This window comes from Glycomyces harbinensis (assembly GCF_900101745.1).
In the GTDB taxonomy this organism is placed as follows: domain Bacteria; phylum Actinomycetota; class Actinomycetes; order Mycobacteriales; family Micromonosporaceae; genus Glycomyces; species Glycomyces harbinensis.
Genome location: NZ_FNAD01000021.1, coordinates 1 through 25,209, shown reverse-complemented (window position 1 = coordinate 25,209; position 25,209 = coordinate 1). Strand labels below are relative to the sequence as shown.

At 69.3% G+C, this 25,209-nt stretch carries 17 protein-coding genes, 1 rRNA gene and 1 pseudogene; 12 read left to right on the top strand and 7 right to left on the bottom strand.

What is annotated here, in order from left to right; all coding sequences use genetic code 11:
- Nucleotides 1–66: 66 nt before the first annotated feature.
- The gene (eccB, locus tag BLQ63_RS24825) at nucleotides 67–1,668 is read right to left on the bottom strand and encodes a type VII secretion protein EccB (RefSeq protein ID WP_091040235.1); all 1,602 of its coding nucleotides are present in this window, start codon (nucleotides 1,666–1,668) and stop codon (nucleotides 67–69) included.
- Between the two features lie 43 nt (nucleotides 1,669–1,711).
- A complete protein-coding gene (eccD, locus tag BLQ63_RS24820) occupies nucleotides 1,712–3,118 on the bottom strand; it encodes a type VII secretion integral membrane protein EccD (protein WP_091040234.1) in 1,407 nt (468 codons plus the stop codon).
- A gap of 250 nt (nucleotides 3,119–3,368) precedes the next feature.
- On the opposite strand from eccD, the gene eccCa reads away from it, so the two are divergent.
- The 3 genes from eccCa to BLQ63_RS24805 all read left to right on the top strand — a co-directional run bounded on the left by eccCa (nucleotide 3,369) and on the right by BLQ63_RS24805 (nucleotide 10,190).
- A complete protein-coding gene (gene eccCa, locus BLQ63_RS24815) occupies nucleotides 3,369–7,418 on the top strand; it encodes a type VII secretion protein EccCa (protein WP_091040233.1) in 4,050 nt (1,349 codons plus the stop codon).
- 96 nt (nucleotides 7,419–7,514) lie between these two features.
- On the top strand, nucleotides 7,515–8,603 hold the full coding sequence (locus BLQ63_RS24810; RefSeq protein WP_091040232.1) for a hypothetical protein: 1,089 nt from the start codon (nucleotides 7,515–7,517) through the stop codon (nucleotides 8,601–8,603).
- 99 nt (nucleotides 8,604–8,702) lie between these two features.
- Nucleotides 8,703–10,190, top strand: a complete 1,488-nt coding sequence (locus BLQ63_RS24805; protein WP_091040231.1) for a S8 family serine peptidase — start codon at nucleotides 8,703–8,705, stop codon at nucleotides 10,188–10,190.
- A 130-nt stretch (nucleotides 10,191–10,320) separates the two neighbouring features.
- On the opposite strand, the gene BLQ63_RS24800 is transcribed toward BLQ63_RS24805, so the two are convergent.
- Both BLQ63_RS24800 and BLQ63_RS24795 read right to left on the bottom strand, forming a co-directional pair.
- Nucleotides 10,321–11,586: a WXG100 family type VII secretion target gene (locus BLQ63_RS24800; protein ID WP_091040230.1), complete on the bottom strand. Its 1,266-nt coding sequence runs from the start codon at nucleotides 11,584–11,586 to the stop codon at nucleotides 10,321–10,323.
- Between the two features lie 45 nt (nucleotides 11,587–11,631).
- Nucleotides 11,632–12,261 (bottom strand): hypothetical protein, encoded by a 630-nt coding sequence (locus tag BLQ63_RS24795; protein ID WP_143015078.1) that lies wholly within the window; start codon nucleotides 12,259–12,261, stop codon nucleotides 11,632–11,634.
- 467 nt (nucleotides 12,262–12,728) lie between these two features.
- On the opposite strand from BLQ63_RS24795, the gene BLQ63_RS24790 reads away from it, so the two are divergent.
- Together BLQ63_RS24790 and BLQ63_RS24785 are read left to right on the top strand one after the other, a co-directional pair.
- Nucleotides 12,729–13,010, top strand: a complete 282-nt coding sequence (locus BLQ63_RS24790) for a WXG100 family type VII secretion target (protein ID WP_177155094.1) — start codon at nucleotides 12,729–12,731, stop codon at nucleotides 13,008–13,010.
- Between the two features lie 37 nt (nucleotides 13,011–13,047).
- Entirely contained in the window at nucleotides 13,048–13,335 is a 288-nt protein-coding gene (locus BLQ63_RS24785) for a WXG100 family type VII secretion target (protein ID WP_091040227.1), read from the top strand.
- A gap of 231 nt (nucleotides 13,336–13,566) precedes the next feature.
- Here BLQ63_RS24785 and BLQ63_RS24780 read toward each other — a convergent pair whose 3' ends face one another.
- Nucleotides 13,567–14,862, bottom strand: a complete 1,296-nt coding sequence (locus tag BLQ63_RS24780; RefSeq protein WP_177155093.1) for a S8 family peptidase — start codon at nucleotides 14,860–14,862, stop codon at nucleotides 13,567–13,569.
- Between the two features lie 216 nt (nucleotides 14,863–15,078).
- Here BLQ63_RS24780 and eccE point away from each other — a divergent pair, with 216 nt between their 5' ends.
- Entirely contained in the window at nucleotides 15,079–16,335 is a 1,257-nt protein-coding gene (gene eccE / locus BLQ63_RS24775) for a type VII secretion protein EccE (RefSeq protein ID WP_091040225.1), read from the top strand.
- Nucleotides 16,332–18,008, top strand: a complete 1,677-nt coding sequence (locus BLQ63_RS24770; RefSeq protein ID WP_091040224.1) for a hypothetical protein — start codon at nucleotides 16,332–16,334, stop codon at nucleotides 18,006–18,008. The genes eccE and BLQ63_RS24770 overlap by 4 nt, the downstream gene beginning before the upstream one ends.
- A 170-nt stretch (nucleotides 18,009–18,178) precedes the next feature.
- Here BLQ63_RS24770 and BLQ63_RS24765 read toward each other — a convergent pair whose 3' ends face one another.
- Nucleotides 18,179–19,498: a hypothetical protein gene (locus BLQ63_RS24765; RefSeq protein ID WP_143015077.1), complete on the bottom strand. Its 1,320-nt coding sequence runs from the start codon at nucleotides 19,496–19,498 to the stop codon at nucleotides 18,179–18,181.
- 75 nt (nucleotides 19,499–19,573) lie between these two features.
- Nucleotides 19,574–20,317 (bottom strand): hypothetical protein, encoded by a 744-nt coding sequence (locus BLQ63_RS24760; protein WP_143015076.1) that lies wholly within the window; start codon nucleotides 20,315–20,317, stop codon nucleotides 19,574–19,576.
- A 522-nt stretch (nucleotides 20,318–20,839) separates the two neighbouring features.
- On the opposite strand from BLQ63_RS24760, the pseudogene BLQ63_RS24755 reads away from it, so the two are divergent.
- The 5 genes and pseudogenes from BLQ63_RS24755 to BLQ63_RS24740 form a co-directional block, all read left to right on the top strand.
- A pseudogene (locus BLQ63_RS24755) lies at nucleotides 20,840–23,069 on the top strand (Rne/Rng family ribonuclease); the annotation flags it as partial.
- Between the two features lie 41 nt (nucleotides 23,070–23,110).
- Nucleotides 23,111–23,395, top strand: coding sequence for a hypothetical protein (locus BLQ63_RS30020; protein ID WP_419774945.1), 285 nt, complete (start codon nucleotides 23,111–23,113; stop codon nucleotides 23,393–23,395).
- 283 nt (nucleotides 23,396–23,678) lie between these two features.
- Nucleotides 23,679–23,978: a 50S ribosomal protein L21 gene (rplU, locus tag BLQ63_RS24750; protein WP_030144752.1), complete on the top strand. Its 300-nt coding sequence runs from the start codon at nucleotides 23,679–23,681 to the stop codon at nucleotides 23,976–23,978.
- 11 nt (nucleotides 23,979–23,989) lie between these two features.
- The gene (gene rpmA, locus BLQ63_RS24745) at nucleotides 23,990–24,253 is read left to right on the top strand and encodes a 50S ribosomal protein L27 (RefSeq protein WP_091040220.1); all 264 of its coding nucleotides are present in this window, start codon (nucleotides 23,990–23,992) and stop codon (nucleotides 24,251–24,253) included.
- An 828-nt stretch (nucleotides 24,254–25,081) separates the two neighbouring features.
- Nucleotides 25,082–25,209: ribosomal RNA gene (locus BLQ63_RS24740) — 16S ribosomal RNA — on the top strand; the annotation flags it as partial.

Here is a 25,209-nt window from a genome sequence, read left to right as displayed (position 1 = left end):
GCGCCCACAAACGACGGTGCCGCCGGGGACCGAAGTCCCCAGCGGCACGCGGCACCCGTCCGGGCCTCAGCCGCCCTCGGCGGCCGACTCGGACTCGGTCTCATAGCGCGGGACGTCGTCGGCGTCGATCGCCATCTGCTGGCGCGCCTCGTACGGGTCCAGCGGCGGACCCACCGGGATGAGCTCGATCATCGAGTTCGGCACCGAGATCGGGTCGATCCCGTCGTACCCCAGCAGCTTCTGCGTCGAGTCGGTGATGCCCTGGTCGACGAGGCCGTGGCGGAAGCCCTGGTCGCTCACCATGTAGGAGAAGCCCGAGATCGTCGCGCCCTCGTCGGTGCGGCTGTCGGCCAGCACCGCCATGCCCTGCGGCAGCACCGTCTGCGCCCGCATGGACACCTGGTGGAAGATCTCCCCGTTCTCGTCGAACTCGACGGACTTCGCCGCCTCGGTCAGCTCCTCGGGCGCCTGCTCGTACATGGCGATGGCGATCGTCGTGGACTCCTCCTCCTGCGCCTCGGGCGAGTACACCGCGCACACCGCGGGACGCCGGGAATCGGTCGTCCACAGCGTGTCGCCCAGGTTCTCCTCCGGGTAGCCCGGCGGCAGGTAGGTCGCCGTGGAGGCGATGTCGCCCTTCACGACCGGGTCGATCTCGAGGGTCGCGCCGTACTGGGTCTTCAGCAGCGCCTCCATCGTCGGGGTGATGCGGGCGAACTCGTCGCCCTTGTCCGGCGTCTTCACCAGTACGAACAGCTCACCGGCCTCCGAGACCGGCTGGCCGTACTTGAGCAGCGTGCCGTCGACGGACTCCACCCCCTCCTCGGAGGGGGTGTTGAACTCGTCCCTGATCTCGGGAGCGAGCGGAGCGCCGGTGGGGATCGAGTCGAGCATCGCCCCGTCGAGCGGGACGGCGTCCCCGATGGAGAGGTTCAGGTCGTCGATCAGCCTGTCGGCGGGACGGTCGGCGCTGCCGATCGGATACTTCGCGCCGTTCCACAGCAGGTAGAACGCCGGGACCTCGCCCTTGCTCTCGTCCACGGCCGTCATGACGAGCATCCACCGGTCCTCGCCGAGCTCCTCGGGGGGCGCGGGCAGGTCCATGACCGCCAGCTGCGTCAGCTGGAAGTTCGTGGTGCCGTTGTCCTTGCGCGGGATCGAGCAGGCGTTCCAGTCCTCGTTCTGCAAGAGCTCCTTGGGGTCCGGCGGCTGGGTCGGGATCCCCTGGATGCCGATCGTGAAGCCGCCGCGGGCGATCCCCGCCAGCGACGAGGCCTTCAGGTTCTGCACCGGCGGCTTGCCGTCCGAACCGGGCTTGGCCAGCAGCAGCGCCGAGGTGTAGTTCGTGACCTGCCACAGCCGCGGCGGGTCTTCCTCGGTCGGCTCGCCGCCGCTCTTGGTCGTGTACACGTAGACGGAGTTGCTGCCCTTGATCGTGATGATGCTGCCGACCTCCGGCAGCGCATTGCCCTTGTTGAACAGCGTCGCGATCGCGAAGCCGCCGAAGATCAGGGCCAGCACCATCACCGACACGAAGATCGACACGCCGATGCGCCGCAGCGGACGCTCGATCGAGTCGGGGTTGGCCAGCACCAGCGCCTGGTTCATACGCGACGTGATGAACCGGTGGGCGTCCACCTGTTCGCGCCGGGAACGCATCTGGGGCATCGGAATTCGCCTCTCTCAGTGTCGAGGTCGGGGATCGGGGGGACTAACCGCGCAGGGACAGCGCGATCGCGTACAGGTTGCAGACCCAGCCGACCAGCGGCAGGATCGACACGATGAGCAGCGCCTCGATGATGTCCAGGGAGCGACCCCAGGTCGGGGCGATCTTCTTGCCGGCCACGGCCAGTCCGTAGATCATCGCGATCAGCGTCAGGAGCGTCAGGGCGCCGAGGATGACCGTCAGCCGCACCAGGATGTTCCCCTCGCTGGCCACGAAGATCGACGCGAGCGTCGCGGCCAGGCCGCCCATGCCGCCGGCGAGCATGACGATGCGGGCGGGACGGTCCTCGATCGAACGCGCCCGGCTCAGCAGCACCAGCGACAGGACCGTGGCCAGGATCAGGCCCTCGGGCATCTTGTCGGAGAACGCCAGCGCGATCGCCGAGACCAGGCCGACCACGGCCGCGAACGACAGCAGCGCCTCGAGGTAGTTCCCGGCGTGCTCGGAGAGCTTCAGGATCCGCTTGCCGTCGATGGCCTCGGTGTCGCCCTCCTTCAGCTCGTCCGTGGTCGTCGGCAGCGTCGGGGTCGGCACCATCGCCATCGACAGCGACAGGCGCGGGGCCGCCGGGAGGATCACCAGCGCCAGCGGCGCCGCGATGCCCGCGGCCGTGGCGGCCGTGCCTCCCGGGATGATCATCATCAGCGCCGTCGAGATCCCCAGCACGATCGCGCCGAGGATCGTCACGATGAACACCGGCGCCGAGGCCATGTCGCCCACCGCCACCATCGCCAGGACGCTGAACAGCAGGATCGCCGCCGCGGCGATCATCACGTGCGGGCCGTCGAGATCGAACAGCTTCGTGTCGCCCCCGGCGATGAGCAGGCCGCCCACGCCGGCGTAGAACACCGAGGTGATCCCGAAGTAGGTCGCCGCCCGCGAGTCGCCCACCGCGCGCGAGAGCAGCGCCGAGGCGCCGACGAGGACCGCCGCCACCCCCAGGGCCACGATCGCGGAAGCCATGTGGCCGGTGAGCAGGATGGCGACGGCGCCCACGGCCAGGGCCGCGGTGCCGACGCCCACGCTGAAGCGCTTGGTCGCGACGTGGTCCCAGCGGTTGCCGCGCTGCTCGGTCGCGGTGGCGACGGCGTCGATGACGTCGTCGAACACGATCTCGGGTTTGGCGGCGTCGGCGGGGTTGAGATACAGCATCTCGCCGTCGCTGATGCCCAGCTGGGAGCAGGAATGGCCGGTGTCGATGGCCTCCTCGCCCAGGCGGGCGAGGATCCAGCCGCCGTTGTCGCCGGCTTCGTCGATGTAGTACTCGCCGGCTTGGTGCAGGATCGTCGGCAGCAGGTCGGAAAGGGGGACGTCTGAGGGCAGTGCGAGGTCAATCCTGGTGCGAGGACTGACGATCGTCACCCTCGAAAGAGTGGCCGACTTGGTGCTCACCGCGCGAACCTCCGGGTCAGGTCGGTAATCGGGGGACCGTTAAAGGATAAATCCCTCATGCAACGGCGGGTGTACCGGCCGAGTGGCGATGCGGTTCTACCCTAGTTAGTGCGATACTCGACAGAGCGCACTTACATCTTTTATACGGCAGCGCTGAAGTTACGGCTAGCTAGCATCCTCGCCGACGCTCGCGAGGCGTAAGTTTGCAAAGCCGTGGCCGCGCATCCCCCGGTGAGTACAAGGACCCTCTGTGACGACCAAACTCTTCCGCAGGCCTCCGCGCAAGCGCGGGCCCCAGGCTCCGCGAGGCGACATCCTCCTGGAGTCGCCGCCGGACATGCCCGATCCGCAGCCCAAGAACATCGCCCAGTATCTGATGATCCTGCCGATGCTCGCCGGCGCGGCCGCCATGGCCATGATGATGATGACCAGGGTCGGCACCGGCTCGTCGGCCTCCTCGGGCAGCAACACCATGCGCATCGCCATGGGCGCCATGATGGGCATCTCCATGGTCGGCATGATGGCCACCAGCATGGGCGGCAACCGAGCCCAGAAGAAGGCCGAGTTCAACGCCGACCGGCGCGACTACATGCGCTACCTCAACCAGGTGCGGCGCCGCGCCCGCAAGGGCGCCGAGCGCCAGTGGCGCGCCGCGCGCTGGCGCCACCCCGACCCGAAGGCCCTGTGGTCGCTGGTCGGCTCGCGCCGCATGTGGGAGCGGCGTCCCAAGGACGACGACGCCCTCGACGTCCGCGTGGGCGTCGGCAAGCAGCGCATGACGATGAAACTGGTGCCTCCCGAGACCAAACCGGTCGAGGACCTGGAGCCGATGACCTCGATGGCGCTCAGACGCTTCGTCGCGGCCCACTCGAACGTCATCGACATCCCCAGGTCGATGAAGTACACCGAGGCCGGGCGCATGGTGCTGCGCGGGGACAGGGCCCTGGTCCTGGACAACCTGCGCGCCCAGCTGGCGCAGCTCGCGGTCCTCCACTCGCCCGACGACGTCATCTTCGCGGTCGTCGCGGACAACGAGCGGATGCCCGAGTGGCACTGGATGAAGTGGCTGCCCCACCTCCAGCACCCGTCCGCCGAGGACGGGGCCGGACCGGTCCGCATGTTCTACAACACGACCACCCAGCTCGAGACCTCGCTGCGCGAGCAGCTGTCGAGCCGCAGCGCCTGGTCGCCCGGCTCCACGGCGGGAGAGGGCCAGGCACAGCTGGTCGTCATCCTCGACGGCGGCGAGGTCGACCCCACCGGGATCATCGCCGCCGACGGCATGGCCGGCGTCACCGTGTTCGACTTCTCCGGCTACCTGCCGCGCAAGCCCGGACCGCACATCAAGCTCTACGACGTCACCGCCGAGGAGATCTACACCGACCAGGCCGGGCGCCGCCGCGTGCTCGGCAAGCCCGACCGCCTGTCGTACAACCAGGCCGAGGGCATCGCGCGCTCGCTCTCGCCGTGGCGCCTGTCGCTGAAGAACGCGGCCGGCGCGACCGAGTCCGGCGACGAGGACGCCTCGCCGATGGCGAACCCCTCGAGCCTGCCGGAGATGCTCGGGTTCAACGACGCCGCCGCGCTCGACCCCGCCGTGCACTGGCGCGAGAAGCCCGTCAAGGACTACCTGAAGGTCCCGATCGGGCCCGGCCCGGACGGCGCGATCGTCGACATCGACTTCAAGGAGTCGGCCGTCGGCGGCATGGGCCCGCACGGGCTGCTCATCGGCGCGACCGGTTCGGGCAAGTCGGAGGTGCTGCGCACCATCGTCGGCTCCCTGATCGCGACGCACTCCTCCGAAGAGCTCAACTTCATCCTCGTCGACTTCAAGGGCGGCGCGACCTTCGCGGCCCTCGACGAACTGCCGCACGTCTCGGCGGTCATCACCAACCTCGCCGACGAGATCGAACTGGTCGACCGCATGGCCGACGCGCTCGAAGGCGAACTGGTGCGGCGCCAGGAAGTGCTGCGCGCCAACGGCAACTTCACCAACCGCTGGGAGTACGAGAAGGCGCGCAAGGCCGGGCAGCCGCTCGACCCGATGCCGACCCTGCTCATCATCGCCGACGAGTTCTCCGAGATGCTCGTCGCGAAACCCGAGTTCATCAACCTGTTCCTCCAGATCGGCCGCATCGGCCGGTCCATCGGGGTGCACATGCTGCTCGCCTCGCAGCGACTGGAGGAGGGCAAGCTCAAGGGCCTGGACACCTTCCTGTCGTACCGCGTCGCGCTGCGCACGTTCTCCGCGCAGGAGTCGCGCACCGTCATCGGCTCCGGCGCCGCCTACGAACTGCCGCAGGCGCCCGGACACGGGTACCTCCAGGTCGGCACCGAGGACCTGGTGCGCTTCCGCGCCGCGTACGTCGGCGGGACCTACAAGCCGCCCAAACGCGTCGCCTCCCGCGCCGAGCGCATCGCCGCCGTCCAGCACAAGGTGCAGCGGTTCCTGCCCGGCTTCGTCGAGCTCCCCCCCGAGCCCGAGGTCGAGGAGGAGGCCGAGGAAGAGGACATCACCACCGCGGCCGAGGCCGCCGAAGACGAGGAGAACGAGAAGCTCTCCGAACTCGAGGTCATGGTCAACAACTGCCTCGGCATGGGCCGCCCGGCCCACCAGGTGTGGCTCCCGCCCCTGGCGGAACCGCCCACGCTCGACCAGCTGCTCCCGCCGCTGGAAGCCGACCCCGTCCGCGGCCTGACCCCGAGGGGCTTCTCCCTCAACGGGAAGCTCCACGCCGTCCTCGGCGAAGAGGACCGGCCGTTCGAGCAGCGCCGCAGCCCGTTCATCGTCGACCTCTCCGGCGCCCAGGGCACCGTGGCGATCGCCGGCGGCGCCCAGTCGGGCAAGTCGAACATGCTGCGGTCGATGATCGCCTCGCTCTCGCTGCTGCACACGCCGCGGGAGATCCAGTTCTACTGCCTCGACTTCGGCGGCGGCACCCTGCGCGGCATCGAAGACCTGCCGCACGTGGCGGGCGTCTTCGGCCGCCAGGAAGAAGAGGGCGTGCGGCGCACCATCCAGGAGGTCACGAGCATCCTGGACGACCGCGAAGCCTTCTTCACCGCCAACAAGATCGACGGCATGGGCTCCTACCGGCGCATGAAGGAGGCCGGACGGTTCCAGGAGGACCCCTACGGCGACATCTTCCTCGTCATCGACAACTGGATGACCCTGCGCGAGGACTTCGAACCGTTCGTGGACCAGGTCCGCGCCATCGGCAACCGCGGCCTCGCCTACGGCGTCCACGTCATGGTCACCTGCACCCGCTGGGGCGACATCCGCATGAACATGCGCGACATGTTCGGCCTGAAACTGGAACTCAAGCTCTCGGACAACATGGAGTCCGAGATCGACCGCAAGGCGGCGGCCAACGTGCCGAAGAACCGCCCCGGCCGAGGCCTGTCGCTCCAGAAGCTGCACATCCTCGCCGCGGTCCCGCGCATCGACTCGATCCGGGACGGCGACGACCTGCAACCGGGCGTCGAGGACTTCGTCAAGAAGGTCAAGCAGGCCTGGCGCGGGCAACCCTGCCCGCCCGTGCGCCTGCTGCCCAAGCAGCTCCACGTGGCCGACTTCCTCAAAGCCGTCGACCGCTCCAAGCCGGGCATCCCGATCGGCCTCAACGAGGCCGGACTCAAGCCGGTGTACCTCGACTTCCAGACCGAGCCGCACCTGCTGGTCTTCGGCGACTCCGAATGCGGCAAGACGAACCTGCTGCGGCACATCGCCCGCCAGATCCAGGCCACGTACACCGCCGACGAAGCCAAGATCATCATGGCCGACTACCGGCGCGGGATGCTGGAGGAAGTCTCCAAGCCGACCCTGCTGGACTACGCCATGTCGGGCAAACACTTCGAGGGCTCGGTCAAGAACCTGAAGGGGCCGATCGAGAAACGGCTCCCCGGGGACAAGGTCACGCCCGCGCAGCTGCGCGACCGCTCCTGGTGGACCGGCCCGGACCTGTACCTGATCGTCGACGACTACGAGATGGTCGCCCAGCGCGTGAACCCGCTCGCCGGACTCGCCGAACTGATCCCGCAGGGCCGCGACATCGGCTTCCACGTCATCATCGCCCGCCGCGCCTCCGGCGCCTCGCGAGCGCTGATGGACCCGATCGTCGGGCAGATCAAATCGCTCGAATCCCCCGGCCTGCTCATGAGCGGCCGCCGGGAGGAGGGCGCGATCTTCAACAAGCTCCGCCCCAGCGCGCAGCCCCCGGGCCGCGGCACGCTGGTCCGGCGCAAGGACGGCGAGCAGCTCATCCAGACGACGCTGCTGCCGCCCAACGGCACCGCATAAGGCCGCATCACAGGGCCGCCGACCGCAACCGGTCGGCGGCCCTGCGGCGTACTAGGGTCAGAACCGAACCCGCTCGAACACACCCCGAAGGCCCCCATGAGACCTCTGCTGACGCCCCCCGGCGTCGACGCCGCGCCGATCGAGGCCGTCCCCGGCCGCGCCCGGTCATGGCCGCCGGCCGGCGTGCGGGCCCTCCAGCTCCTCCTCCTCGCCGAAGCCGCCGCGGTCGTATGGATCTGGCAGTGGACCTGGCACGGCGTCCAGGCCTACGCCTGGCCCGGCGTCGACAACGCACTCGGCGAACGCGGCCTGTCCTACCTCCTCATCCTGGCCCCCGCGATCCCCGTGAACCTCCTCGCCGCGATCTGGCTCGACCGCGGCGGCCGCCGCGCCCAGCTGTACCTCGCCGCCTCCGGAGGACTCGCGGCCGTCCAGCTCGTCCTCCTCCTGACCCCCGCGGCCATGCCGATGCGCGAGGCCATGAGCGACGGCGCCGCGACCGTGGGGATGCGCTTCCTGTTCACCGTGGTCCCCATCGTGTTCGCGGCGGCCCTGCTCGCGGCCGGCACCGCCACCCGCACCTGGCTCGGCGGCGGCCCCGACCGCGCCGGACGACGCCTCGCGGGCGTCGAAGCCGCCGTCTGGTGCCTCGCGCTGGCCCTCGCGATCGGCACGGGGACCGACGTCCACCGATGGGCCGAGGCCGCCTCCCTGCCCGAGGAGCCGAGGGGCGAGCACACCGAGGACGGCACGTGGGCGCGGCTCGAAAGCGCCGTGGCCGACACCGTCGCGGCGATCCCGGCCTTCTCCGGCTTCGCCGCCCGCCACGTCGACGTCGTCGACTGCGACTACCGCACCCCGGCGGGCCTGGCGACCTACCGGTACCGCCTCACCTACGAACTGCGGGCGGCCGACTTCGCGGCCTACGAGGCCGCCGTGGCGGCCCGCTGGGCCGAGGGCGACTACGAACTCACCTACGACGGCGCGACCCTGGAGGGCACCCGCCGCATCACCGCGGAACGGGTGGACGAGCTCGCACTCCAGTACACGGGGGGCGAGGACGCCGCGCTCCACCTCGAGAGCGCCTGCGTCGAGCGGGTCGACCAGACCCCGGCATGCCTGCCGCCGCAAGGCGAACCGACCACCGACAGGGTCGAGGGCATCACCTGCCCGGAAACCGGCTGACCGGCTCCAGCGGGGATCGCGACCTGAACATTGGTCCGGTATGTTGTGGTGCAGAGCGGACAGCGCTGTAACGACCGGCACACGGAAGGGGTCCACCCTATGGCCACACCTCTCACGTCACCCCCCGCGAGACCGCCGAGAGCCGCCTCCGGCCGCGCCGCCATGGGCGCCGGTTTCGTCGCGCTCGCCGCCACGGCCGCCATCGCGGCGGCCCCCGGCACGGCGCTCGCCCAGGACACGACGCTGAACGAGGACAACGCCTGGGCGGTCGACCAGATCCAGGCTCCCGCCGCATGGGAGACCACACAGGGCGAGGGCGTCACCGTCGCCGTGATGGACACCGGAATCGGCGAGCACCCCTTCTTCGAGGACAAGGACGTTCTTCCCGGGTACTCGACGTTGTCCGACGAAGAGGACGCATGGAATGACACGGACGGGCACGGTTCCGCGGTGGCAGCCGGCGTGCTCTTGGCGGCTCCGAAAGCCACGATCCTCCCGGTTCGACTCGACACGGGTCAGGCGGACTTCGGCGGGGCCATGGGCGAGTCGGAGTTCGGGGCGTTTCGGTGGGCCGTCGACAACGGCGCCGATGTCCTTGTGGTGCCTTGGATCCTGCAAGGCGCAGAGTTCGAAGGCGAGTACCTCGAAGTGCTGCAATACGCCATCGACAAGGGTGCGATCGTTGTCGCCGGTGCAGGTAACGACCCCGGCATTGAACCTGGATATCCGGCATCGGTTGAAGGCGTAGTTGCGGTAACGGGCACCGACCAGAATGGCGATATCTGGCTAGAGAACACCACGACCGGCCCGGAGATTGTCGTCGCGGCGCCCGCTGACGCGATGACGGCGCCAGTGCCCCAGTTCGGCACGCTGGGCGACGGCACCGAGTTGTATGCCGACGTATACGGCGGAACGTCGATGGGATCCGGTTTCACCGGAGGCGTGGCGGCACTGACCTGGGCCGCACATCCCGATCTTGACGCCAGCAACGTCATTCAGCGAATGATCCAGACTGCGGGGGACGGTAGTGGCACCCGCGACGACGAGGCGGGCTACGGCCTCGTGAACGCTGATCAAGCAGTCAACGCCGAGGACATTGAAACGGTGGAGGAGAATCCCCTCGGTTATCCGATGGGCGAAGCCGGCGCCAGCGGCGCGACTCCCGACGAAGAAGAAGACTCGTCGGCCGCCCCTGAACCCGGTGCCGAGTCCGCCGGGCCTTCTGTCGCCGCCGAGGGCAACAAGGAATCCAACCTTTCGGCCATCATCGTGATCGCCGCTGCCGTGGTGCTCCTGGCCGCCGCGATCGTGGTGTGGCTGGTGCTTCGCGGTCGGGGCCGCAAGGCGGCCGCAGCCGGCCAGTCCGGACCGGTCGGCCCCGGCAACGGGCCCGATCAGACCGGATACCAGCAAGCGGTCCCGGCGAACCCCCAGTTCGGTGCTCCTCCCGGCGGGGGCCAGAACTACGGCGGTCCGCCCCCGGGCCCGCAGGGGTACAGCAGCCCCCCGAGCGGCCCGGGCTTCAACCCGCCCGGTTCCGCAGGGGAACCGAGCCCATGGCGACCGAGTGATCCGAACCGGAGATAGCTTCAGGGCCGCAACGGATATACCTGTCGGTTGCGGCCCTTGCATTTCCATCCGCCGCGATCACGGCGGCGACGACTGAGGGGCGAGCGGCCCAGGCCGCTCGCCCCTCAATCACGGTTCGAAAGCTGTGTCAGTCCTCGTCGAGTTCTTCGTCGGAGACCCGGTTGCGGCTCCAGTCGACGTCGTCCTCCCGCAGCCAAGTCTCGCGGGTGTACACCTCGTCGTCGTCATCGTCGCTGTATCCCGAACGGGTGCCCCCGCCGCGCGATCCACCGCTGCCGTTGCGGCCGACGCCGCCCCGGTTCGAGTTCATGCCGCTGCCGCTGCCACGACCGCTGTTGCTTCCGCTGCCGGAGCCCGAGCGGGTGCCCGATCCGGAGGAGGCCCCTGCGCGAGCGGGGCTGCTGCCCGATCCGGTGCCGCGGCCGGGTGCGGATCCCGCACCGGTGGTCGGCGTGGTGCGCGTGGGGAACAAGCCCGCGCCGCCGCCGGGAACGGTGCCGCCGCCCATGTTGGTACCGCCGCCCATGCTGGAGGGGTAGCCGCCACCGCCGGCCGGGACGACAGTGTCGCCGCCGGCGGCAAGACCGTCGTACTCGCCGTCGACGTCGGTGTAGGAGCCCGGTGTCCAGGCGTTCTCGACGGGGTCCAAGTCGTCCTCGGTGCCCGCGATGCCGTCGGCCCCTTCGGTACCGACGATGCCGGTGGAACCGGTGGAACCGGTCATACCGGGGGCGTTGGGAGCGCCGGAGCCGCTGGACAGTGAATTCTCGGCGAACACTCCACCGGTCGGCTTCGTGTAGGTCGTGTTGCCGGGCATGTCGCTCGGGGGAGGCGGCGGCGGCTCGGCGAACACCTTCTCCTTCGCGATCGCATACTGGTCGCCCAGATCCGCGACGATCTGCGCGATGGTGTCATGGCGCAGATCGAGATAGTCCTGGTACTGCTGCTGGTACTGGGTCTTCTTGGCCTCGTACTCAGGCTTGGTCTTGTCGATGTCCTTGCTCTCGAGCCACTCGTCGTAGGTCTCGGTCGAGCTGGGGTACAAGTCTCCGTCCTGAGCGCTGCTCTGAGCGGTCTTGAGATACGAGGCGAGTTCGGGCATCGTGTCTTCGCCCACCTCTTTCATGCCTTGCTCGGACTCGATGCTGTACCGCTCGACAACGCCCATGCGGTTCTCGAACTCTTCGGCGGCCGATCCGGTCCACTGCGTCCGCAACGAGACCACATGGGTCGACATCTCCTCGCGCGCGGCCTTCATGCCGCTCGCGGCGGAGGTCCAGACCGTGCCGGCCTGTTCCACGGCCCAGTCGTCGGCGACGCTCAGCATGTCCCACAGCTGCTCGTGGGTGTAAGTGCTCTTGTAAAAGTCCTTGCCTTTGCCCTTGGCAACCATGGCAGGCTCCTTCCTCGGGGTTCAGGTCGTCTGCGATCAGCAGGGCTAAAGGGTCGTCCGGGGCTCGTCTTCAGAGCCGGGCGTTTCGGATTCGGAGCCGGTCGCCCCGGTGTCGGAACCGGGCGTCTCGGCGTCCGAGGCCGGAGGCTCCTCTTCGGAGTTCTCCTCCTGGACCTCGGTGACCTCGTTCTCCGAAACACTGCCGCGGGTGTCGAACTCGCTGCCGATGCTCACGACGTCAGCGCTGACGTTGCCGTCGGACTCCAGGTAGCTGACCTTGATGTCCTCGCTGACCACGCGACCGGTGTCGAGCCCGTGGAAGACGCGGTCGAGCTGCTCTGCCCGCGACGGGTAGAAGGTGCCCTTGTAGGCCTCCGCAAGCTCCACCGCGTCGTCGAAGGTGCCGAACGGCACGTTCACGGTGTCGACCGTGCGGAAGCTGCCCGCGCTGATGTACTCGGGGTTCATGCCTTCGCGAAGGCGGATGACGGAGCCGCCCAATACCTGGCTGCGGTAGCCGTCGAGGTCTTGGATCGTGAGGCCCATCTTGGAGATGAACTCGTCGAAGGACTCCTCGGTCATACGGAACTGCTGGTTGGTGTCCGTCGTGACGGTGAAGGACCCGTCCGTGTTCTGTACGGCGGTGTAGGAGCCGTCCATTTCCTCAGGAAGCAACGTCATCACCTCGGTGCATGAGTTTTCGTCAGGGGGTAGGTCCCGGTAGCCGCTCGCGCCCTTGACGTGCTGCGACGGGCACGGCCGACCGGTTCGTGCTGATACCAGCATACCGAGCGCGCGCCATCCGCGGCCCGTTGGCCGCGCGGCTTGGCACGAACCGGGGAGATTGGGACACAAGGGAGCGCCTTACACTCCACGTAGCTGGGATTCCGCTCCCGGCCGACGATGCCCTCCCGTCCCTGGCGGTCCGGTCGCACGCGGTGCCCGAGGTGGCACAAAGTGGGGATACACGGGACTTGTCGGGGCTAGTAAACTCAAAAGCGCACCACCAACCCGGTGAGTTTGCACGGACGGGTTATGGTGACTGCGGAATCGATGAAAACTCACTGGGATACCCCTGACGGCTCAGCACGCTTGGGTCGCAGCCCCCGGTTTAACGATCAGGAGGTGTACCGATGGTCGCAATGACATCCGAGACAGTCCACCAGGCTGCCACCGACACATTGACCACGAAGCAGGACGTCGACGGGACCCTCGCAGGCATCCGGTCGCTCGTCGAGATGCTCGCGAGCGCATGGTCCGGTCAGGCCGCCGTCGCGTTCCAGGAAGTCATGACGACCTGGGACAAGGAGTCCGCGGACCTCCAGGACGCCCTCGAGAACATCGCCAACATGCTGGACTCCAGCGCCACCGCGACGACGGAGCAGGACGAAGAAGGCCACAGCGACTTCGCCGGAATGCTCTAACCAACCCCCCGATACCCAAGGAAAGAGGTGAATCGCCATGTCCAGTGGGCAGATTAAGCTCGATTACGCGACCATGGAAGAGTCGAGCCAGAGGATCCACACGGACGCGCAGTCGATCAACGACGCGCTCGCCGACCTCGCCAGCAAGCTCGACGCTCTCGAGTGGGAAGACGCCGCTGCCGAGGCCTACCAGGCTCAGCGCACCGAGTGGGACCAGTCCCTCGCGAAGCTGAACGAGCTCCTGGTGCAGATCGGTACCGCGGTCGACAACGCGAAGATCCGCTACCAGGAAGTCGAAGCTGCGAACCGCGCTCGCTTCATGTAGTACCAACGCGTCAGCTGCGACGCACCGAGACCCGGGCCGATCATCGGATCACCCGGGTCTCTCGTCGTTCTCCCCCAGGGGAGGCGGGCGAAGGGTCGCCCTCGCCGGCAGGCGCGAGAACACCCGGATCCCCCTCGCCGACCCGGAGGGCAGCGCGAGCGAAGGCAGTACGAGCGAAAGCAGGAGGGGCGAGCGGACCTGGTCCGCTCGCCCCTCCTCAACGCTTCGCGCTCAGGCGCTGTCGACCTTCACCGGGAGCCGGTCGATCTCGCGCGAACCCGGCCGCCAGCGCCGCGTGCGGCCCTTCGGAATGACCTTCTTCAGCACCAGGACGAGGGCGATGAGCACCAGGGCCCCGCCGACGCTCGCCCAAGCCACCGTCTTCTCGGTCCTCAACGGGTCGTAGTCGGGATCGAGCGGCGCGATCGCGTCCCGCTCATCCTCCGTGAGCGGCGGCCCGGAAGTCTGGTCCTCCACCGGCGCCATGCCGACATCGGTCGAAGTGATCTCGCCCGGGTCGGCGATCGGCGCCGACAGGGCGTCCTTCACATTCAAGACGCCGTAGCCCTGGTAGACGTTGAAGCCGTTCGGCGGATGAATCGCCGTCTCCTGCAAGCGCTTCTGAATCCAAGCCGGGGTCGCCTCGGCCCCGAACTCGGCCTTCAGCAGCGCCGCCGCACCCGCCACGAACGGCGCGGCGAAACTCGTGCCGCTGGCCGACTGCCACTCCCCGCCCGCGAACGGGAACGAGACGTTCTGGCCGGGCGCGAGCAGGTCGATGTTCTCCCCGTAGTTGGTCTTGTCGTACCAGTTCCCCGTCTCGTTGTGCGCCCCCACCGCGATGACGTCCGGGTAATTGGCCGGATAGAACCCCTGGTCCTTGAACTCGAGGTCCGGGTCCTCCATGAACTTGGTCTCGTTGCCGGTGGCGGCCACGATCACGACGCCTTCCGCGATGACCGCGTCGACCGCCTCCTGGAGCTCGGTCGTCGGCAGCACGACCAGGGACGTGTTGATCACGTCGGCGCCCTGCTCGGCCGCGGCCCTGATCGCGTCGGCGAGCAGCCGGCTCTTGTTCTCGTCGCCGCCGTCCTCGTCGTTCTGGAAGATGCGGATCGGCAGGATGTTCGCCTCGGGGGCCACCCCGATGAAGTTCTCGTCCAGCGCGCCTCCCGCGGCGATCGCCGCCACGGCCGTGCCGTGGTAGAACGCGTCGCACTGGCCCTTGGACGCCGCGTCCCAGTGGTCGAAGCCCTCCAGCAGGCGGGACCCGAACACGTCCTCGCGCTCCTTGGCCACCCCGGAGTCGATCACGGCGATCGTCACCGGGTCGCCGATCTTGGAGCCCGCCTCGAACGTGCCGCGGTTGTACTGCTGCGCGTCGTCGAGCCCGATGAAGTTCTTCGTCCACGGCTGCTGGTTGAGCGAATCGCTGTCCTTGTCGTCGACCGGCACGCACGCGAGCCGGTCGTCAGCCTCGGCCATCGGGATGTTCCACTCGCCGCCCTGGGCCTGCGCGGGCCCCATGGGCAGCAGTATCGTTCCGGCCGCCGCCAACACGGCAGCGGCGGCATAGAGAGGAGTACGCGGGAGGAATCGCATCGGCTCAGTCTAACGCCGCAGCGCCAGAGGGCTGGTCCGCCCGCATGCGCGCCCGCGACACCCGCAGGGCGGGGGACCAAGAGGTGGACTCGTCCGCTTACGATAGGTACGACCACTCACCTTCATGATGGAGACGTCTCAATGACGATGCTTCAGGGGCAGCAGCAAGCTCGCGGCACCGCATCCGTGCAGGCCCGGCAGGGCAGCGGACCGACCCCCGGCGAGTCGGTCGTGTTCACGACCCGATCCTCCGGCCGGCTCGGCCCGCTCACCGTCGCGCAGCTCATCGCAGTCGAGCTCGCCCTCACCATCGCACTCGCGTGCCTGGCGTTCGGGATGATCGCGGCGGCCGCCGGCGGCGGCGTCGCGCTCGTCATCCTCATCGTCGTCTTCTGGCGCAAGGGCGACTACTGGTGGTACCAGACCTGGCCGCTGAAGTCGCGCATGAAGCGGCGCATCCGGGCCCTCGACCCCGAACAGCTCACCGAGGTCCTCCACCGGATCGCCCCCGACCTGGGCATCACCGGCGTCGAGGACCGCGACGAGAACGTCGGCATCGGCCACGACAACGGCGGCTGGTTCGCCGTCATCGAGATCGGATCCACCGACGAGGGCACCAAGGCCGTCCCGCTGGAGCGCCTCGAGCGCCTCTTCGACGAGACCTCCGTGCCCGTCTCCACCGTCCAGCTCGTCGGCCACACCACCCCGGTCGGCTTGAGCGCCTACGACAACAGCCCCGCCTCCCGCTCCTACCGCGAACTCCTCGGCGACTACCCCGCCGTCGTCCACCACAAGGCCTGGCTGGCCGTGCGCCTCGGCGCCCGCGACGCCCGCGAGGCCACCGCCGAACGCGGCGGCGAGGTCGACGGCGTCTACAAGGCGCTGGCCTCGACTTCGCAGCGGGTGAGCAAGCTGCTCGGCAACGTCGGCGTGCCCAACCGCATCCTCGACGCCGAGGGCGTGCGCGAAGCGGTCCAGCAGTCGCTCGGCGTCGCGTTCGCGCCGGTGCCGGGCGAGCGGACCGCGGAGGAGTGGAACCACTGGTACGCCGACGGCCTGCGCCACGTCGCCTACCGGATCACCAAGTGGCCCACCGACGCGGTGTCCCTGCACCGCACCCAGGACGCGCTGTCGGGCATCCCCGCCGCGTTCGTGACGGTCTCGACGGTGGTCACCGCCGGCTCGAACGGCAAGGTCAACCCGGACGGCCGGGTCACCGGGCGCCAGCTCGCCGTGGACGGCATCATCCGCCTCGCGCTCGACCAGGCCTCCTGGGAGTCGGCGCAGAACCAGCTGCTCAACGTCGCCGACCAGCTCGGCGTGCGTCTTCAGCGCCTCGACGGCGAGCACGGTCCCGCCGCCTACGCATCCGCCCCGACCGGAGGAGGACCCCGATGAGCGACCGCGGCAACGGCAACGGCAACGGCAACGTCTACGGCGGCGGCAACTACCAGGGGGGCACGTACCAAGGCGGCGGCTATCAGGGCGGCCGCCACTCGGACGACGACGAGGAGCAGGGCAAGGGCGCCCCGAAGCGTCCGGTCGACGACGACGCGGCGGGCACCCTCAACGTCCCCCGCGCCGGCCAGCCCGCCGCCGGTCCGCCGCCCGCGGCGCCGCAGCGGCCCCCCGCCGGCCCGCCCCAGGGATCGACGTACGGCCAGTCGGGCCAGCAGCCCGCCGTGTACTCCAGGCCGCCCGAGAACACCGGATCCGCGCGGCAGGGCCAGCCCCCCGCGCCGCCGCAGGCCGCCGGTGCGCGCGGCGGCGCCCAGCCCCCGCCCCGACCGCCCCAGCCCCCGCAGCAGCAGCCGCAGGCGCCGCAGCACCAGACGCCCCGCCCGCCGGAGATGCGCCCGCCCGGTTCCCCTCCCCAAGGACCGCAGTCGTCGCCGCAGCAGTTCCAGCAGCAGCCGCCGCAGCGTCCGGCGGTGCAGCCTCCGACGGGTCCGCCTCCGGGCGCGCAGCCGCCCGGACCCGCGCCGCAGCCTTCGCAGCCGCAGTACCAGCTGCCGAACACGCCGTCGCAGCCGCAGGGCCGCCCGCAGTCGCCGATCGCGCCGGTCTCGGCCGCGCCCGTGTCGGCGCCGTCGGTGAGTCCGGTCTCGGCGCAGCCGGTGTCCGGCCAGCCGACCTCCGGGCAGCCCTTCCCGGGCAGCCCGGTCTCGGGGCAGCCGTACTCCGCGCAGCCGTCTTCGGCCCAGCCGTACTCGGGGATGCCCTACTCGGGCGCCGCGCCGATCACCGGGGGACCGATCAGCTCCCTGCCGACCTCGGCGGGCCTGTTCGGCGTCTCGCAGGTCTCGGCCGGCCCCACCGAGGGCACCGTCTACGGCTTGCCGGTCACCGACCGCTCCGTCGAGACCGCGAGCGACGCGGGCAAGGCGATCGAGGCGATCCGCTCCGCACCGCAGATCCCGACCGCGCGGGCGCTGGAGCTCATGACCTCCGCGAGCCCGCCGTCCGGCCTGGTCATCGGCCGCGACGCCGAGCAGGTGCCGGTGGTCGCGCCGTTCTTCCGGCCCGAGGAGACGCGGATCAACCTCATCGGCGGCGTGTACCTCGCCCGCCTGCTCGTCTTCCGCGCCTTGGCGATCGGCACCCGCGTCGCGGTGTGCACCACGCGGCCGCAGGAGTGGAACGGCCTGGGCGAGACCGCGACCGGACGCAACGACCGCCTCGCGGTCCTGCACGGCGACCAGCCGGTGACGGTCGAGGCGAGCCAGCACTCCCCGGCGCTGTACGTCTACGACGTCGGCGAGCGCGGCTCGCAGACCAAGCCGGTCCTCGGCCCCTGGCGCACGCAGCTGACGGTGCTGCCGCGCCTGACCAACTACGCCGACGAGCTCACCGGGGACGCCCACATGACGGTGCTCCAGCGGCTCACCGCCGAGGAGGCCCAGATCGCCCGGTCGGCGATCCGGGTCAACCAGGAAGTGCTGCAGTGGCTCCAGATGCTGCACGACGACATGATCGCGATGCTGCGCAAGGGCCAGAAGGAGCGCTACCTGTGGTGCGCTCCGACGTCGATCGAGGCGCAGATGTTCGGCGCCCCGATGCGAACCTACTGACGCACCCTCATCAGCGTTCACTCGAACGAGTGAAAAGGGCCGGGCCCCGTCGAAAGACGGGGCCCGGCCCTGATGTCGTCGTCGTACCCCCGGAGTACTTTCGAACCAGGGGTCCCTCTAGTGTCCGATTTGCGTAGACGCGCCGAGACACTCCCCGACACGCCCGAAACTCAATTCGCGTTGCGCCAGTTCTCCAGGTACGCGTTCGCGAGCGCCGTCGTCATCTCCGTCAGGCTCTGCGCGTCCATGCCCCCGTCTTCCGCGACCGCCAGGCGCACCACCATGTAGACGTTGTCGTCCTGGAGATGCAGCTGGTAGTTCGTGGTGCCGCCTTCTTCGGGGACCCGCGACACCGCCGCGGACTGGTCGCCGATCTCGGGGGCCGGGTCCACCGGCGTCCACGCTTCGACCATCTCGCTGATCTCCCTGGCGCCCAGGTCGAAGTTCACGCTGGCCATCGAATCGGAGTCGAAGACCGTGCTCTCGATCTTCAGCAGCGCCGCGGCCATCTCGGGTTCGCCGTAGGTCAGCGTGCACGACTGCACCCAGCCGGTGTTCTTCTCCTCGCCCTCGGCCGACGCCTCCGGCTCGGCGCCGTCCACGACCGCCTCGAGTTCGGACGCGTCCACCAGCGAGCAGGGCTCGTCGCTGCCCGAGTACGTGAGGTTCGAGTCCTCGCCGGCCGCGCCCGTCTGCTCGTCGTCACCGGAGTTCATGAACCACCAGGTGCCGCCGCCGACCAGGGCCAGCGCCACGACCGCGGCGCCGATCTTCGGCCAGGGGCTCGACTTGCGGGCCCGGCTGCGCACCTTCTGGAAGTCCGAGCGCCGCCGCGGCTCCTTCGGCATGTACCCCAGGCGCCCGATGGCAGTCGTCTCGCTGCCGCCGCCCCATTCGTCCCTGCCGCGGTCGTCGGCGAACGCGGCCTCCTCGAACGGCTGGTCCTGGGCCTGCGGCGCACTGCCCGGCGCGCCCTCGGGCCGCGGCCGGTAGTCGCCTCCGCGGGGGGCCTGTCCGGCCTCTCGGCGCGGCGGCGAGCCCGCGTTCCACTGGTCGGTGCGGGGCGTGGAGCCCGTGACCGGGCCCGACTCGTAGCCTCCCGGCTGCGGCGACCGCTGCGGTGACGAGTACTGGCCCGGCTGCTGGCCGCGTCCCGCGACGGGACCGCCCGCCGAGGGACCGCCCGCGCGCGGCGCTCCGCCGCGCGGCTGGGGTTCGAAGCCTCCGCCCTGCGGCGAGGGGCGCCCCGCCTGCGGCATCGGACGCTGTCCGGCCGGGGGACCGCCCGGCTGCGCGCCCCGGCTCGGCACACCGCGCCCGGGAGTGCGCGGCTCGCCCTGGTACGGGCCCGAACCGCGCTGACCGTCCTGCGGCTCACCCTGCGCGCCCCGCGGGCCTCCGGCCCGGGGCCGCCACTGGCCCGAACCCGGCCGCTGCCCGTCCTCGGGCTGCTCTTCATAGGCCGGGCCAAATGGTGATGTGGCGCTCACGATGATCCTCCGCGAATGATTCCCGGCGTGTCGACTTGACGCCGCGGTAGTCACGGTCAGCTTAAAGGGAGCCGCCTAATTCCCCGCCCGGGGGAGCGCGTCGATGAGTCCTGCGGTGAGATCCTCCACCAACTGCTCCGGGTCGCCGCCCTCCGGCGGCTGCCCGGTGAGGAATCCGTTCACGCTGACCGTGACGTTCGCCTCCTGCGAGTGGACGCGCACCTCGGTCTCCTCGCCGTCCTCGACCGTGGCGATCGCGGCCTGTTCGCCGACCCCGCTCAGCGAGGAGGTCTCGTGCCCTTCGGCGGCCTCGAACTCCAGGACCCCGGCGTACGCGGCGCGCGCCTTCGACGGGTCCTCGTACACCTGCACGGTCGCGAACAGTGTCACCAGCCGGTAGGCCTCGTCGCCGGCGTACTCGGCCGAGTAGGTGCAGTCGAACGTCCGCACCTTCTCCTCCGATGTCTCCTCCGGGCTCCGCGCCTGCTCGACGTCGGCCCAGGGGGTCAGCAGCTCGGGGTTCACGACCAGCTCGCACAGGTCGCCGATCTTCCCGGCGTCCACCGACGGCCGCTCGTCGCCGATCCCGGAGGACCAGAAGAGGACGGTGCCGCCCCCCGCGAGCAGGGCCGCGACCACGGCCAGCACCCAGCCGACGCTGGTGAGCTGCCGGAACAGGTCGGCACCGCGATGCCGCCCCTGGTAGGTGGAGGGTTTTCCGTCCGCCCGGGGCTCCTCGGACTCGTCCGAGTCGATCACCTGGAGTGCGATGGTCTTCTTCCCTTGAACGCTGCGGCCCGCTGCTGACGCGCCAGCCAACAGCTTATCGAGTACATGGGACACGAGCCACGCTCCGACCGTGCCAACCACGAGGAGTCGCGTCTTCTCACCCGTTCGTGACCGATCTTTCACGGGCGTCGAAGGGCGATTGACGAGGGAGGATAATGAGAGGAGGGGCACCGGCTCGTCGTCCTGCTCGGCGAACGACGCAGAGTGTGCGATACTTGCCCTTGTCGTACCGCACACAGCTACGTGCAGTGCGACCGAAGATGTCCTGTCCGCGTCCCTCACGACGGCGACGGACTTGACCACTCGGCTGGGGCCGAGGTTGTTTCCCCAGCGCGAGTTGAGGCTTTCAGTGCGGCCCGATCGGCATGGTTCAGCGCCGGAGTAAGGCTCGCAAGCCTCCAAGGCGAAGCGAGCCGGATGCCGGTTCACCACGTCGGGAGGACCGCACTGCTGATGCCGCGCCCGTGCGGCAGCGGACGCAAACCGCGTCACGCGCCCGGGCGGCGGCTGGAATGGAGATTTATTCGTATGCGCGAGAATGAGCCGCGCGAACAGGTGCCGCCGATCGCGGTCACCTTCATGGCTCCCCAGAAACCCAAGAACGACGAACCCGCGGCCGAACCGCCCCGCAGCGAGCGCCCGCGCGCCGCTGCGGCGACGACCGCGATGTTCGCCCCTCCTCCGAAGACCGCGCCCAAGGCGGCCGAGCCCAAGAGCTCGGCGCCGAGGGAAGAGCCCGCCAGGCGCGATTCCCGCGACCAGCAGGCTGACGAGCCCGAGCCCCGCCGGGGCCAGGTCAAGAAGACCCAGGCCAAGAAGGCCCAGCCTCAGGAGCAGCAGCCGACGCGCAAGCGCACGCGCAGCCGCACCGAGAACCGCGCCGCCGACAAGGCCGCCGGCGACAAGCCCGAGCCCAAGGTCGAGGAGCCCGTCGCCGAGGACTTCGACGACGACTTCGACGACGATGACGACTCCGAGGCCGGGCGCAGGCGCCGCGGTCGCCGGGGCCGTCGCGGCCGCGGCCGCGGCAAGGGCGCCGACGGCTCCGCCGAGGACGAAGACGACGAGAACTCCGAGGACGAGGACCACGGGTCCGACGCCGAGGACGAAGACGACGAGGACAGCGGGGCCGACGGCCCCGAGGTGACCCGTCGCCGCCGTCGCCGCCGCAGGAGGGCCGGCTCGGACGACTCCGACCGCCCCCGCCCCGACGAGACCGAGGACGACGCCGAAGTCGTCGTCAAGGTCCGCTCCCCGCAGCGCCGCCCCTCGTCGAACGAGGAGGTGCGCGGCGTCTCCGGTTCCACGCGCCTGGAGGCCAAGCGCCAGCGCCGCCGCGACGGGCGCAAGTCCGGCCGCGGCCGCGTCCAGGTCGTGAGCGAGGCCGAGTTCCTCGCCCGCCGCGAGGCGGTCGAGCGCCAGATGGTCGTCCGCGTCCGCGCGGGCAAGTCCCAGGCCGCCGTCCTCGAGGACGGCATCCTCGCCGAGCACTACGTGTCGAAGTCCGGGGCCCAGGGCCTGGTCGGCAACGTCTACCTCGGCAAGGTCCAGAACGTGCTCCCGAGCATGGAGGCCGCCTTCGTCGACATCGGCCGCGGTCGCAACGCCGTGCTCTACGCCGGCGAGGTGAACTGGGACGCGACCGGCCTGGCCGGCAAGGCCCGCTCGATCGAGCAGGCCCTCAGGCCCGGCGACGCCGTGCTCGTCCAGGTCACCAAGGACCCGGTCGGCCACAAGGGCGCCCGTCTGACCAGCCATGTGGCCCTGTCGGGCCGCCACCTGGTCTACGTCCCGGGCGGCAACGCCTCCGGGATCTCCCGCAAGCTCCCCGACCGCGAGCGCACCCGCCTGCGCGCGGCCCTCAAGAAGCTCGTTCCCGAGAGCGCGGGCGTGATCGTGCGCACCGCGGCCGAGGGCGCCGGCCCCGAGGAGCTGGCCCGCGACATCTCCCGCCTCCAGATGGAGTGGGAGGAGATCCAGTCCAAGTCGAAGAAGGCGAATGCGCCGGCGGTGCTGCACTCCGAGCCCGACGTGCTCATCCGGGTCGTCCGCGACGTCTTCAACGAGGACTTCAAGGAGCTCGTGGTCGAGGGCGACGAGGCCTTCGACGAGATCCACAAGTACCTCGAGTCGGTGTCGCCCGAGCTGCTGCCGCGGCTCAAGCGCCACACCGGCACGAAGGACGTCTTCACCGAGATGCGTGTCGACGAGCAGCTCCTCAAGGCGCTGGATCGCAAGGTCTACCTGCCTTCGGGCGGTTCGCTCGTCATCGACCGCACCGAGGCGATGACCGTGATCGACGTCAACACCGGTCGCTACACCGGTGAGGGCGGCAATCTCGAGGAGACCGTCACCAGGAACAACCTGGAGGCGGCCGAGGAGATCGTGCGCCAGCTGCGGCTGCGCGACACCGGCGGCATCATCGTCATCGACTTCATCGACATGGTGCTCGAGTCGAACCGCGACCTGGTGCTGCGGCGCCTGACCGAGTGCCTGGGCCGGGACCGGACCAAGCACCAGGTCACCGAGGTGACCTCGCTGGGTCTGGTGCAGATGACCCGCAAGCGGGTCGGGCAGGGCCTCATCGAGGCCTTCTCCGAGCCCTGCGACCACTGCAAGGGCCGCGGCGTCATGATCCACACCGACGAGATCCTCGGCAACACCCGCAAGAAGGGGAACGGCGGCGGCGGCAAGCCCGATTCGGGCCAGCAGCAGAGCCAGAACCAGAGCGGCGGCAAGAAGAAGAAGGACAAGTCCAAGTCCGGCGGCCAGCAGCAACAGCAGCAGGGCCAGCAGAAGCGGCAGGACAAGTCCGATGCGCACGTGAAGTCGGCTGCGACCGAGACCGCGAAGATCGCCGCCGCGCACGTCGAGGACGACGACTACGAGGACGAGTACGACGAGGACGTCGAGTTCGCCGACGAGACCGCCTCCGAGGCGGGCGACTCGGGGATCGTGGTCGAGACCGAGACGACCGACCTCGCGGCCGCGACCGAGGAGGCCGTCCCTGCGGACGCCGACCAGGTCCTGGCCGAGAACGAGACGGCCGACGAGGCGGATGCCGAAACGGACGGTGGCGACACCGCCTCCGGAAAGGCGACGGCTTAGGCGGGACGAGGCCGCGGACTGTGACGTCCGCGGCCCCGGCCCCGGCCCGATGCCGGAAACAGCGGGTACATGACGTACCCTAGTGAGCGGCCTATAGAGCCCTCAGCTTTTCGTCCCCGCGCATGCGGGGACGAGCGCGGAGCTCGATCGGCGGCCCAGCCAAGGCGACGTTCTCGGAGCCGGAAGTTGGCAGGTGCACGGCACCGCGAAATTGACAGACACCGTTCCCCTGCGGGGAACTCATTTCCCCGCACCGGGGAGGACCCAAGGAGACCGCGTCGACATGTACGCAATCGTCAAGACTGGCGGAAAGCAGTACAAGGTCGCCGAAGGAGACGTCCTCGAAGTCGAGAAGCTTCAGGGCGCGCCCGGCGACACGCTTACGCTGCCTGCGGTGTTGCTCGTCGACGAAGGCACTGTGGTCACCGACGCCTCCGGCGTCACGGTGAGCGGTGAACTTCTCGAGCACACCAAGGGCCCGAAGATCAAGATCCACAAGTACAAGAACAAGACCGGCTACCACAAGCGCCAGGGTCACCGCCAGCCGCTGACCCTCGTCAAGGTCACCGGCATCACCAAGTAAGGGGTTGGACAATGGCACATAAGAAGGGCGCATCCAGCTCCCGCAACGGGCGTGACTCCAACTCGAAGCGGCTTGGCGTCAAGCGCTTCGGTGGTCAGCACGTGAGCGCGGGCGAGATCCTCATCCGTCAGCGCGGCACCAAGTACCACCCGGGCGAGCTGGTCGGCCGCGGCGGCGACGACACGCTGTTCGCTCTCGCCGAGGGAGAAGTCCTCTTCTCCACCAAGCGAGGCCGCAAGCTGGTCAACATCGTCCCGGTCGAGGCCGCGGCGTAAGACCTGAGCGGCAACGCTCGAAGACATGCAAGGGCCGGGCCCGTCGAAAGACGGGCCCGGCCCTTCTTTCGTGCCCAAGGGAAGCCGGCCGCCGCCCACCGGAGCGTCCAGGACTCCGCACCGAACGAGCGCCGGCGGTACCGCCTGAGCGCGGCGCGACCCCCCTCGAATGTCGGACCCCGCGCGTAGGTTCGAGCCGGGGCGCTTGAGCGGGCAAGTTCTGCCGAGCCGTCCCTGGACACGACCGACCACCAGAACTCATTGCGGCCCAGAACATTCCAGCAGGTCAGCACGACCGGTGCATACTGCTGGACGCTTAGGGGTACCCCCCGATTCAGGTCCCCGAAAGGTCGTGTAATGTTGTCTCTGCCCGCGGGGGAACGGAACAGATGAAACAAACTGGTCCGGAAGCCGCCGGAGACCAGCGACAAACTCGGGAGAGTTTAGGCGCGGTCCGGATGCTGAATCGCGGGGATCTTTGAGACTCACAAGAGTCTCGATCGTGTGTGACACAGGTTAATCAGCCTGAAGTTTGCAGCGCGATCCGAGACTGTTAGAGTTGAGAGGTTGCTCCGGCTGAGGCCGAATCCCTAAAGTGGATCGTCTGAGTTGGCGTGTTGTTTGAGAACTCAACAGGGTGTTTGGATGGTCAGCGTGTGGGCCGGCTGAACGGGTGTGGCACTAGGTTGTCGTGCTGGTTTGGTTGGTACTGTTTTTGACTGTCTTTTCCTTGGAACATCGTGAGGTGTTTCGTGAAAATCGGTCAGGAATCGCTTCGACACATACCAAAGTCGCCATGCTCTTCGGAGGGTGGTGCGCAACAGGTTTTTGTTGGAGAGTTTGATCCTGGCTCAGGACGAACGCTGGCGGCGTGCTTCACACATGCAAGTCGAACGGAAAGGCCCGCTTGCGGGTACTCGAGTGGCGAACGGGTGAGTAACACGTGGGTAACCTGC

Bases quoted from the DNA above. Each gene is read 5' to 3' on its own strand.
- BLQ63_RS24800 (WP_091040230.1), bottom strand. From the start codon at position 11,586: ATGGTTGCCAAGGGCAAAGGCAAGGACTTTTACAAGAGCACTTACACC.
- BLQ63_RS24770 (WP_091040224.1), top strand. From the start codon at position 16,332: ATGAGCGACCGCGGCAACGGCAACGGCAACGGCAACGTCTACGGCGGC.
- rpmA (WP_091040220.1), top strand. From the start codon at position 23,990: ATGGCACATAAGAAGGGCGCATCCAGCTCCCGCAACGGGCGTGACTCC.
- eccE (WP_091040225.1), top strand. From the start codon at position 15,079: ATGACGATGCTTCAGGGGCAGCAGCAAGCTCGCGGCACCGCATCCGTG.
- BLQ63_RS24805 (WP_091040231.1), top strand. From the start codon at position 8,703: ATGGCCACACCTCTCACGTCACCCCCCGCGAGACCGCCGAGAGCCGCC.
- BLQ63_RS24790 (WP_177155094.1), top strand. From the start codon at position 12,729: ATGACATCCGAGACAGTCCACCAGGCTGCCACCGACACATTGACCACG.
- rplU (WP_030144752.1), top strand. From the start codon at position 23,679: ATGTACGCAATCGTCAAGACTGGCGGAAAGCAGTACAAGGTCGCCGAA.
- BLQ63_RS24810 (WP_091040232.1), top strand. From the start codon at position 7,515: ATGAGACCTCTGCTGACGCCCCCCGGCGTCGACGCCGCGCCGATCGAG.
- BLQ63_RS24780 (WP_177155093.1), bottom strand. From the start codon at position 14,862: ATGGGGCCCGCGCAGGCCCAGGGCGGCGAGTGGAACATCCCGATGGCC.
- BLQ63_RS24785 (WP_091040227.1), top strand. From the start codon at position 13,048: ATGTCCAGTGGGCAGATTAAGCTCGATTACGCGACCATGGAAGAGTCG.
- eccB (WP_091040235.1), bottom strand. From the start codon at position 1,668: ATGCCCCAGATGCGTTCCCGGCGCGAACAGGTGGACGCCCACCGGTTC.